Origin of the sequence: Galactobacter sp., from assembly GCF_022712295.1 — a bacterium.
Taxonomy (GTDB): Bacteria; Actinomycetota; Actinomycetes; order Actinomycetales; family Micrococcaceae; genus Galactobacter.
This window is the reverse complement of record NZ_JALAGT010000144.1, coordinates 1-2,727: the sequence shown is the minus strand read 5'-3', so window position 1 is coordinate 2,727 and position 2,727 is coordinate 1. Positions and strand designations below refer to the sequence as shown.

Below are 2,727 nucleotides of genomic sequence, written 5' to 3'. Positions count from 1 at the left end.
GCGCATCGCCGTGGACCTCGTCCACGACCTCAATACATCTTTGTCGCCAACCCGTAGAGGCAACGCCGGAGCAGGAGAATTCGCCATACCCAATTCTCCCAAACCACCAACCATTTAGGAACTAACGACACGCGACACTAGAATGGTTTACGCCCGCGGAGTGCTTGCGGGAGGCCTTGCAGGCCTGATCGACAACCGTGTTGCAACCACCGGTTGAGACCGCCGGCTGAAGATACGCATCGACCTGAAGTTGACCCCCGCCGAATCGACGGTTCAGCCCTCGAAGAGCTCCTGCCCCAGGTACCCGCCGGCCGCATCGATCCCGCGAGGTACCGCGAACAGCCCGGAGCCCGTGTGGCGCAGGTATTCCTGCATCTGATCGTTCTTGGAGATCTTGGATTGCATCGGGACATAGTGCGTCCTCGGGTCCACCACGAAGGCGATGAAGAACAGCCCAGCATCAAGCCGCCCAAGCCCGTCCGCCCCGTCGGCATAGTTGTAGCTGCGGCGCAGCATCTGGACGCCGTCGTTGTTGTCGGGATGCGCCAAGGCCACGTGAGAGTCCACCGCGATGGCGGGTTCCCCGTCCACCTTCTTCTTGAAGTCTGGTTGGGTGAACTCCTCACCACCGGACAGGGGCGCCCCGACGGATTTGCTGCGTCCCACCACGAGTTCCTGCTCACCCAGCTGCTGGGAGTCCCAGACCTCGATGTACATCCGGATCCGGCGGGCCACCAGATAGCTGCCGCCGTTGAGCCACTTCTGTTCCCCCGTGAGCCCGGAGACCCAGACGTGCTTGTCCACCAACTCCTTCTCCTCGAGCTTGAGGTTGTTGGTGCCGTCCTTGAACCCGAAGAGATTGCGCGGCGTGGCCTGCTTCTTGGACGTGGACGCTGTGCGGCCGAACCCCACCTGCGTCCACCGCACCGATGCCGTACCGAAGGCCTGACGGGCCAGGTTCCGCACAGCATGCACGGCGACCTGCGGGTCGTCCGCGCACGCCTGCACCACAAGGTCTCCTCCCGTGCGGTTCTTCTCCAACATGTCCCCGGAGAAGTGCGGCAGCTCGATCAGACCTTCCGGCAGCTTGGACTTCAGCCCGAAACGGTCCTTGCCTTGCGCATCCACGAACAGCGAACGACCGAAGCCGACCGTAACGGTCAGGTGCGAGGCCGTCAGTCCCACCGCCTCACCCGTATCGATCGGCACCCCGACCGGGTTCCCGTCCGACGCGCCGGAGGTCCCGCCCACCGGCAGGCCCTGGGTCATGTAGCCGATGGCGGAGGACCAGTCCTTCATCAGCTTGATGACCTCGTCGACATCCTTGGTGGTCAGGTCGAAGGCCGCGATGTACATCCGGTCCTGCATCTCAGTGTCGATCCCGGCCTGGTGCTCACCGAACATGGACACGGCATCGATCACGCCGTCGGCCCCGGTCTTGGGCGCGTCGGTGTCCGACGACGCGGCCTCCTGCCGCGGCGACCACAAGGCGCCGGCGGCGCCGCCGAGGACCAGGCCGGCCCCACCGGCACCGATGGCGCCCAACAAGCCGCGACGAGTTGGCGACGAGGACTGCTCGTCCTCTTCAGAATCTCGTTGGTCCATGCCTCATTTTCTCCTGTTCCACGCCCACCGCGCCATCACGGGTCCAGTACGTGATCACCCCGTGGGGCCCACACGCCTGATGCGTATGGGCCCCACGGGGTGCCTTCGTCCCGACGCACCACGCCGGGACCGGATCACTGCGCCTTGGTGGCGGTCTTGGTCAGATCCTCGAGCGGCTTCTTCACGGCCAGGACCTGGTCGGAAAGAGCCTTGATCTGCTCGTCGCTGAGATCGTCGTAGTACTTGTAGCCCTCGCCGTCCTTGTACTCGTCAACGGCCGTGGCGATCTCCTCGAAGCGCTTGTCCAACTCGTCGGAGAGCTCGGTGTCGCCGGAGTTCTCCAGCAACGGCTTCAGGGTCTCGTAGGCCACCTTGGCGCCGTCCACGTTGGCCGCGAAGTCCCACAGGTCCGTGTGGGAGAACGCCTCTTCCTCGCCAGTGATCTTGGAGGTTGCGACCTCGTCCATCAGGCCCACGGAACCGTTTCCGATGTCGTTGATGGTGGGCTCGTAGTCTTCGGCGAAGACCTCGTCGTAGAGCTTCTTCGTGTTGGTCTTGATGCCGTCTGCGATCTCCTTGCGCTCGGCATCCGACATGGCCTTGTAACCCTTGGGGGACCACAGGTCCTTCTCGGCACGGTGCCAGCCGGTGAACTCGTCACCGTCCTCGACGTCGGGCTCGCGGATGTCCAAAAGCGGGTCCAGGTCGCCGAAGGACTCCGCCAGCGGCTCGATGCGCTCGTAGTGGGCGCGGGTCGGGGCGTAGAGTTCCTTGGCCTTCTCGGTGTCACCGGATTCGAAGGCGGCAACGAACTCGTCGGTGCCCTCCACCAACTGGGCCACCTGAGACTTCACGTAAGCCTTGTAGTCGGCGATGGCCTTCTTCTGCAGCTCTGCCCGGTCGTCACTGACCTTGACCTCTTCGCCTGCGGTGACCTTGAACGGCGCACGCGTGCCCGCGCCGATCATGCCGGGCACGCAGGCCGTCTGGTAGTCGCCCTCCTCAAGGGCCACGGTCAGTTCACGCGTCACATTGGGGCCGATGTTCTCCAGCTCACCGATGATGCGCAGACCGTCCGCGGCCAGGACCTCGAACTCGTTCACCTTGGTGCCGGAGTTGGTG

Annotated in this window: 2 protein-coding genes; both read right to left on the bottom strand. The window is 64.2% G+C overall.

Going from position 1 to position 2,727, the window contains the following annotated elements; translation table 11 throughout:
* Positions 1-273: 273 nt before the first annotated feature.
* The gene (gene efeB, locus Q0A15_RS10715; protein WP_291279518.1) at positions 274-1,605 is read right to left on the bottom strand and encodes an iron uptake transporter deferrochelatase/peroxidase subunit; all 1,332 of its coding nucleotides are present in this window, start codon (positions 1,603-1,605) and stop codon (positions 274-276) included.
* 134 nt (positions 1,606-1,739) lie between these two features.
* A partial coding sequence (efeO, locus tag Q0A15_RS10710) for an iron uptake system protein EfeO (protein ID WP_291279517.1) occupies positions 1,740-2,727 on the bottom strand: 988 nt, incomplete at its 5' end.

What these genes read in the sequence shown, in the direction of transcription:
- efeB (WP_291279518.1), bottom strand. Translation starts at nt 1,605, where the DNA reads ATGGACCAACGAGATTCTGAAGAGGACGAGCAGTCCTCGTCGCCAACT.